Origin of the sequence: Spirulina sp. 06S082, assembly GCF_034932145.1 — a bacterium.
Lineage (GTDB): Bacteria > Cyanobacteriota > Cyanobacteriia > Cyanobacteriales > Spirulinaceae > CCY15215.
Genome location: NZ_JAYGHV010000198.1, coordinates 1 through 7,284, shown reverse-complemented (window position 1 = coordinate 7,284; position 7,284 = coordinate 1). Strand labels below are relative to the sequence as shown.

The 7,284-nt window shown below is 44.3% G+C and carries 8 protein-coding genes; all 8 read right to left on the bottom strand.

Annotation, left to right across the window (positions count from 1 at the left end):
* Positions 1-205 (bottom strand): Clp protease N-terminal domain-containing protein (locus VB714_RS14020; protein WP_323225174.1); only part of this gene is annotated, 205 nt, incomplete at its 3' end.
* Positions 206-276: 71 nt separating this feature from the next.
* Complete coding sequence (locus VB714_RS14015; RefSeq protein ID WP_323225172.1) at positions 277-1,236, bottom strand: DMT family transporter; 960 nt, start codon at positions 1,234-1,236, stop codon at positions 277-279.
* Positions 1,233-2,531: a TauD/TfdA family dioxygenase gene (locus VB714_RS14010; protein WP_323225170.1), complete on the bottom strand. Its 1,299-nt coding sequence runs from the start codon at positions 2,529-2,531 to the stop codon at positions 1,233-1,235. Before VB714_RS14010 ends, VB714_RS14015 begins: the two co-directional genes overlap by 4 nt.
* A gap of 30 nt (positions 2,532-2,561) precedes the next feature.
* Positions 2,562-3,881, bottom strand: a complete 1,320-nt coding sequence (locus VB714_RS14005) for a TauD/TfdA family dioxygenase (RefSeq protein WP_323225168.1) — start codon at positions 3,879-3,881, stop codon at positions 2,562-2,564.
* 47 nt (positions 3,882-3,928) lie between these two features.
* Complete coding sequence (locus VB714_RS14000; RefSeq protein ID WP_323225165.1) at positions 3,929-4,534, bottom strand: ureidoglycolate lyase; 606 nt, start codon at positions 4,532-4,534, stop codon at positions 3,929-3,931.
* A 34-nt stretch (positions 4,535-4,568) separates the two neighbouring features.
* The gene (gene panD / locus VB714_RS13995) at positions 4,569-5,036 is read right to left on the bottom strand and encodes an aspartate 1-decarboxylase (protein ID WP_323225164.1); all 468 of its coding nucleotides are present in this window, start codon (positions 5,034-5,036) and stop codon (positions 4,569-4,571) included.
* A gap of 45 nt (positions 5,037-5,081) precedes the next feature.
* Positions 5,082-6,479, bottom strand: coding sequence for a methyltransferase domain-containing protein (locus VB714_RS13990; RefSeq protein WP_323225163.1), 1,398 nt, complete (start codon positions 6,477-6,479; stop codon positions 5,082-5,084).
* 194 nt (positions 6,480-6,673) lie between these two features.
* Positions 6,674-7,279: a Na(+)/H(+) antiporter subunit B gene (locus VB714_RS13985; protein WP_416309686.1), complete on the bottom strand. Its 606-nt coding sequence runs from the start codon at positions 7,277-7,279 to the stop codon at positions 6,674-6,676.
* Positions 7,280-7,284: the final 5 nt, after the last annotated feature.

The window sequence follows — 7,284 nt, the reverse complement described above, 5'->3', positions numbered from 1 at the left end:
CTTCTAGTTGTTCGCGAAATTGAGGAATGGCGATCGCCGCTTTATCGAGAATACGCAAGGCCAACCCCTCATTGCGATCGAGCAACGAGAGGATAACGTGTTCCACCTCCAAATATTGATTGCCATAGCGACGGGCAACTTCTTGGGATTTCACGATCGCATCCCATGCTTGTTCGGTAAATTTATCGGGGTCGGTTGGCTGCATTGATTCCAGGATAACAAAGGCTTTGTCTTAATTTTATCTCATGGGGAGGAATCGTTACGCAGTATGCAGCTTTACGCCACAAATTCGGTGCTTCGATCCATTAATTTACTTGATATGGCAAGATAAACTCCCAGCAAAATGACAGTAAATGCGAGCCAATTCAGCCACCCCAACTGTTCGGAGAAAATGATCCTAGCTAAAATAGCGGTTAAAACTGGATCGAGAAGCAGGACAAGGGCAACTAAGCTAGAAGATAACTGCTTAAGACTATAAACGATCAAGATTTGAGCCGCAGACCCAGCAGCGAGGAGAATAACAAATAACCAACCTACCCAAGAAGAAGGAAAGATGAGATCGCTACTCACAAGAAGTGGAGGTATAACTAAAATAATGCTAATTGCATAGCGCCAAAGAAATATTGTTGTGGCTGTCAACTGAGTCCGCAGTTGTTCTACAAGCATTAAGTAAACTGCGAATAAAACTGCTCCGAGTAAGGCAATACTATCACCTTGTAAATAAAGCGTATTGTAGGATAAATCCTGCATTCCCAAAGTAAAAGTACCGAAGAGGGCGATCGCCATGCCAATGCCAAATTTTAGCTCAAAGCGCTTTCTCCAAATGAGCCATTCTAAAACAGTCGTGAAGAGAGGGGTTAAACTAAAGGCGATCGCTGAGTTGGCCACAGGAGTTTGCGTTAAAGACCATGCCCAAAGAACCATACTCGTCCCTCCCGTTATTCCCATTGCCAGCAACAGCCACAGTATTTTAGGACTATAAAGTGATGCGGTGGGAGCTTGCCGATCTGATTGCCGAGAACGTCCTATTTGCAAAACATTCCACAATCCTACCACTACCAGAGAAATCCAAAAGCGATTAAATACTGTAGCATTGGGACTGACTTCACTTTCACTCAATTTAATGAGAATGGGGTTAAAGGCTTGGATAACTAATGCGAAAAATAAGGAGGCGATCGCGATCGCCACAGGAGTTCCCCAAAGTCGCTGTTGCCAAGATTGTAGTCCCTCGGTCATAGATGGCGATCGGCAAGGATTTCTAGAGCGCGATCGGAGCATCCCATTAACCATACCCCAGACATTGCCGTTTTATCTCCCAAAAGAATGCGCCGTCGGCATCGGAAAGTTTCCTCCTCTAAGTAAGCTCCTAATAAAATTCGTTGAAGATTGGGATTCCAAATACCCGTTCTTCCGTGCAGAACTCGCCAGTTGTTGACGACCAAAACTTCTCCAGGAGCCAATAAAAATTCGAGATTATATTGAGGGTCTTGCAACAGTTCCGAAAAGCGGCGATAAGCAGCCAATAGATCGCGAATTTTATCAAAGGATACTTCTAGAGGAATGCGAGTATTGTGGTTGTATTTCACCTGATAGACATTGCCATCTTCATCTAAGTTAATAACATGATTATGCCGATAAGCATCCCATTCATACTTGCGTGCTGACTCATCTTGTGAGAGTTTCTCCTCAACAGACATCCTCTTGCGACCTGCGGGGATATTTTCGGTGGTCAGTAACTCGAAAAACCAAGGATTTTCGGCTTTAATGACTTCTGCGAGTTTGAAACCATCAACAATAGTAGAATAGGCTTGGCGATCGCCATCAGGGTTTTCGTAGAGAGCGCATTCAAGAAATTGCAGCCCCGTGGGAATATCATAGGCAGTAACATCGGTATGATTTCGCAAACGTCCCACTTGATAGGAATGCTGAATGGCTTGAGCCTTAGCATTCGATCGATCCATCGTAAAGACATTAGTAGGATGATATCGTTGCCGTAAGGGTCCCACCCGTTCGATTAATTCCCGAAAACTCTCTTCATCTTTGGGAGCATTATCAACGATCGCCATCCCGAATACAACCATTTTATTCAGGAAGGACAATAATAACTCGTCTTTTTCCATCACTTCATGGTAATCAAAACGAGGAATTGACACAGAGGCATCCCAAAGATGGTTTTTTTTGTCCTGTTTGAGGACGGGATCGTTTTGGCAGTGAACCCGCAACCAAGAGGCATCAAATACACTGTGATGTCCGGTTTCTGGTTCTCCCCAGACTAGATCTAAATTCCCAGTGCGATCGCACTTCACGGCTTCAGGAGTCGGGTTTAAGGGAATTTTCAGGAGATCGTGTCCGCTATTGAGACTCAAGGTATCTCGCTGAAAACATTGAGAACAGCGACAGCTATCTCGCAACCAAAGATTGTGGTAAAAACTATCATGGCCGTCTTGCCAAGTAATATTGACACCTTTCTCTGTTGTCGCTACAGATTCGATGCGAAATGCAGGTTTGAGTTGTTGTAATACTGTTGTCATTTTCTACCTCAAATTAAACCAAAATCTACTTTACGCTGTCATACGATCTGCCAGAATTTCTAGGGCGCGATCGGAGCATCCCATTAACCACAAATTGGGCATTTCACTTTTTTTACCGAGTAGCAATCGCAGTCGGCTACGGAATGTTTCGGGTTTCATATATGCGCCGAGTAAAATTCTTCGCAGTTGGGGATTATGAATTGCTGTTCGTCCGTGGAGCAATCGCCAGTTATCATTAACGAGAACTTGACCCGGTTCAATGAGAAATTCGGCGTTATATTCTGGGGATTCAGCTAAGGTTGTAAAGGTTTGATAGGCGGCATATAAGTCTTGAATTTTGTCTGGGGAAACATCGAGAGGAACTCGATCTTTTTCGTGGTGACGAATTTGATAAACTTCACCATTTCGATCCAAATTAATCACGCGCTGGCGATGATAGGTTTCCCATTGATATTTTGTGGTGCCTTTTTCGCGATCGCTGACTTTTTCTTCGACTCCCAATCGTCGGCGACCCGTGGGAACATATTCTTGGGTCAGTAACTGGAAATATTTGGGTTGTTGCACTCGCAAAACATCGGCAATTTTGAACCCATCAACCAGCGTAGAATAGGCCTGTTTGTCATTATCGGGATTGTTGTATTCAATACATCCAAGAAATTGCAACCTTGGGGGAACGTTGTAGGAAACGTGGTCGGTGTGATTGTGCAAGTGCTGCATATACTGGTAGGCATGGTGAATGCTTCCTGCCAGTTTGTTTCCGGTGTCTAAGGTGAAAATATGGGTGGGATGATATCGTTGCTGGATCGGTCCGACACGCTCAATTAGAGACTGAAATCCTGCTTTATTTTTAGGAACATCGTCAATGATAGCTACTCCCAAATCCAGCATTTTTTCCAACCAAAGCAAGAGTATCTCATTATCTTTCATCACCTCATGATAAGTAAAATGAGGGATAGAAACAGAAGCGTCCCAAAGTTGAGGTTTTCGGCTTTGTTGTAGGATGGGGTCTTGTTGACAGTGAACTCGCAACCAAGAGGGATCGAAAACACTGTGGTGTCCGGGTTCTTCTCCTCCCCAAATAATATCCAGATTGCCTTCGCGATCGCGTTTCACGGTTTCAGGAATAGGATCGAGGGGCATTTTCAAGGGATCGTGTCCTTCCCCTTCTCCACTATTCAAACTCAATGTATTTTCTTGAAAACATTGGGAACAGTGGCAGGCATCTCGCAGCCAGAGATCATGATAAAAACTCTCGTGACCGTCTTTCCAAGTAATGCTAACACCGTTGTCAACGCTTGCAACTGATGCGATCGCAAAAGTCCGTTTGAGTTGCCGAACTAGAGTGGTCATGTTACTTCCTGATTAACTAAAAGATTGCTTCCATATTTGCGAGTTGTCTACCCGATTTCAGGTTGACCCAGAGGAATTTTTAAGCAAGCATTGTGTTCCTTCGATAAGAAACAATCTACAGTAGCATAAATACTGCCTTGTTTTCTTTGATAAACGATTTCTCGTTCGCAAAGGGAGAGAGGGGTTGTGTGCCAAACTCCGGGGTGCATGGAAATACCGAGGGTTCCATCGGAATAAAGGGCGACAAAATCTTCGGGTTTGACATCCTCTTGAGGAGGTGCAACCAGAAATATACTCGGTTCGCCATTTTTGGGGATAAAGGCTTCTCCGGCATCTAAATGGGCGCTCAACCAATTCACCAAAATATATGGGGTGTTACTGTTAGGTTTAGAGATAATTTTACCCGTTGCACCACCTCGAGCATTCTGATGGCCGGCTGAAAATAGAGTAGAACCTTTTCGATAGATTGTGAACTCTTCTTCTATTACTGTCCCATACCCTCCTTTGGCAATTAAGGGTCGTTTTCCAGAAGTCGGCCATTTGCACAATTCAATTTGCACCTCGGCAATTTCTGTGAAGACGATTCCCAGTCCTCGGGCATTTTCTGGATTCAACGGTTTTAAGGGAACTTCATGATAGTTGAGTTCTGTCATTGTTCCAATTTTAGTTCCAATTTTAGTTCCAATTTTAAACTTCTACCAAAACAGGAGAATGATTGAGATGGGAACGGTTTGTTGTTTCGTAACCATCGTTGTACATTAATGTGTTTCCGTCTGGTGTCAGGGTTTGAGAAAACACTTTTTCAATGCCGTTATTTTCATCAGCAAGTAATACTCGTGCTTGGTGTCCGTCGCGCATGACTTCTGTGCGATCGCGTTGTTCGTTTGCCCAAATAATTAAGATATCTCCGGGTTGACATAAAAGCGCACCTCCCCCATTGGGGCAAATTTGTCCGCTTCCGGCTTCTCCTGGGAGAACATAAGTCGTCCAGCGACTCCCATTTTCAATGTTGACAATTTCCACTTCTTCGAGAGGAAGAATACCCACTTGTTCGAGGAGTTCGCGATCGATGGTGATGCTTCCGACATAGTGACGTTTCGCTTCAGTGACGCGGACGCGATGTAATTTCGCGTGCATGAGCTTAATTGTCCCCATTATTAACTATTTCTCCTAAATACAGTTGATTAATTTGAGTGAAAATTAATGTTTTTGGAACACTAAAGCGTACATGGGTTCGGTTTCAAAGATCGTAAATTTTTCTTGGTTGACTAATGTCCAAGAAAGTTCTTCTAATACTTTGTGTAGAGCCGCGTTTTCGTCGTGGTAGTCTACTCGCACGGTCAGCACAAAGTATCCGCCCAACTTTAACAAAATATTCAAGTTATGTAAAGCCCCTGGGGGAGCGTGGCCAAAAGTAAAAACGCCAACGGAAATAATTGCATCAAAACTGGCAGGTTCGCAAAAAGTAAGCGGTGTATCTAAGTTCCCTTGATGCAGGGTTTGATAAATTTGTTTTTCTCGAGCCACTGCAAGCATTTCTTCGGAAAGGTCGATCGCGGTCAGATGAGTATATCCCTGTTCTGCTAAGGCTTCCCCTACCATTCCCGTCCCGGCTCCAGCATCGAGGATGTTTGCTGCTTTATCGGGCAGAACTTGGGCTAAAGCGCGGGCAGATTGAATAGGACTAATGCGATAGGGGCGATCGAGTTCTTTATCATAGATGCGTGACCAAGCGTCGTATTTACTTTGTAATTTTTGGTTGTCTTTTGTTTCATAGATCCAAGAGAGGCGATCGCTAACTTTTTCTGCCAAGAAAAAACTCCAGCCCAGTTCTTCGGTGGCGATCGCCTCACACATTCTCTCGTAAGCAACGCTCAAATCTGGATATTGCGGTTTTGCTAATTGGGACAGTAGTTCGTAGCTTTTATGGAGATGTTGGCTTAAATCTTTTGAGTTCAAAACCATCAAGCCGATTTGACTCAAAATATCGATATAATCCGAGTGGCTGTAAGTAGGTTCAAATAAGAGGCGATCGTAGACATATTGGCGCGATCGCTCGCTAATTGGCTTGCTTGGTGTGATCAGATCGTCAAAGAGAACAATACCGCTTTCTTGCAGTACTCGGGAGATTTCTTTTAAGGCTAACTCTCGTTGATGAACGTGATAGAGAGTTGCTTGACTCCAGATGTGGGTAAAAGTGCCATCTGCAAATGATAAGTTTGTTGCAGATTCCTTTGCAAATTGCAACTGTAAGGAAGGATAGCGACTTGCTTTTTCTCGGGCATTATCAATACGAACTTGACTCAAATCGATGCCGATAACTTCGCAATTGGTTTTTTGAGCTAACCAAATGGCGGTATTACCATTACCGCAACCAATATCTAAAACCCGAGAGGAGCTTGTAATTCCACTTTGTTCTAACATATATTCATTCCAGTGCTGACAAGCAGGAATGAAGTCTTCTGTTAGGGTCGTGCTTAGATCAGAAAAATAACCCCAGTGAAGACTTCCTTCAGAGTCCCAAAAACTTCGATAGAGGCTATCTTCAGCATTGTAAAATACTTCTGTGTCTATTTCTGTAAATTTGCTTGGGTTCATCTTCTCAAATAATTGCGATCGCCACTTTTAATGACCTGGTATTTCAGTTAAACTAACCCGAGTTGCTAGTTACAAATGGGATACGTTTCGATCCCCCTAAATCCCCCTTAAAAAGGGGGACTTTGGGATTCTCCCCCCTTATCAAGGGGGGCTGGGGGGGATCGAATCAATAACTAGCAAGTTGAGTTAAACTATTATAATAAACCCCGATAGTGAATAAAAACTAAAACCACAGCCCAAGACCCCAAAGCAACCTTGATCGCGACGAGAATGTTCAAAATAGGAATAGCGCCGCCACTAAATAAAGTCCCCAACTCTCCATGAGGTAATTCCACACCTGCCAAAGTAAGACAAGCAAGAAGAATAAAAGCCAGTACCGATAACTTCTCCCAGGTTGCAATTCGCCAGCGCTTGTAAATCCCCTGCATCCACTCGGGGGAAGACGTAATCGCCACCAGACCGATCGCGGTTCCTCCGGCCACTCCCGCCGCAAATCCCCCTCCTGGACTTAAATGCCCGCGAATGGCGAGTTCAATACTCACTAAAGCGGCAATTGTTGCTCCCAAACGCGCCAGGATGATGGAAGGGCGATCGCGAAACTGGTGGATTTGTGTCTGAGGCTTTTCATCCGCCAGCAAAAACTTGACCCCCCCGATCGCAACAGTAAAAACCACCACCTCAAAGATAGTATCGTAGAGTCGATTCCGTAAAATAATCCCCGCTACGGCACTCGGTACGCCACTATCAGCCACTACAGCCTCGACAATCGAGAAAGACAATTCTGGGGCAGCATTGGGCATCACCA

What these genes read in the sequence shown, in the direction of transcription:
- VB714_RS14000 (WP_323225165.1), bottom strand. Translation starts at nt 4,534, where the DNA reads ATGACAGAACTCAACTATCATGAAGTTCCCTTAAAACCGTTGAATCCA.
- VB714_RS13990 (WP_323225163.1), bottom strand. Translation starts at nt 6,479, where the DNA reads ATGAACCCAAGCAAATTTACAGAAATAGACACAGAAGTATTTTACAAT.
- VB714_RS14005 (WP_323225168.1), bottom strand. Translation starts at nt 3,881, where the DNA reads ATGACCACTCTAGTTCGGCAACTCAAACGGACTTTTGCGATCGCATCA.
- panD (WP_323225164.1), bottom strand. Translation starts at nt 5,036, where the DNA reads ATGGGGACAATTAAGCTCATGCACGCGAAATTACATCGCGTCCGCGTC.
- VB714_RS14010 (WP_323225170.1), bottom strand. Translation starts at nt 2,531, where the DNA reads ATGACAACAGTATTACAACAACTCAAACCTGCATTTCGCATCGAATCT.
- VB714_RS13985 (WP_416309686.1), bottom strand. Translation starts at nt 7,279, where the DNA reads ATGCCCAATGCTGCCCCAGAATTGTCTTTCTCGATTGTCGAGGCTGTA.
- VB714_RS14015 (WP_323225172.1), bottom strand. Translation starts at nt 1,236, where the DNA reads ATGACCGAGGGACTACAATCTTGGCAACAGCGACTTTGGGGAACTCCT.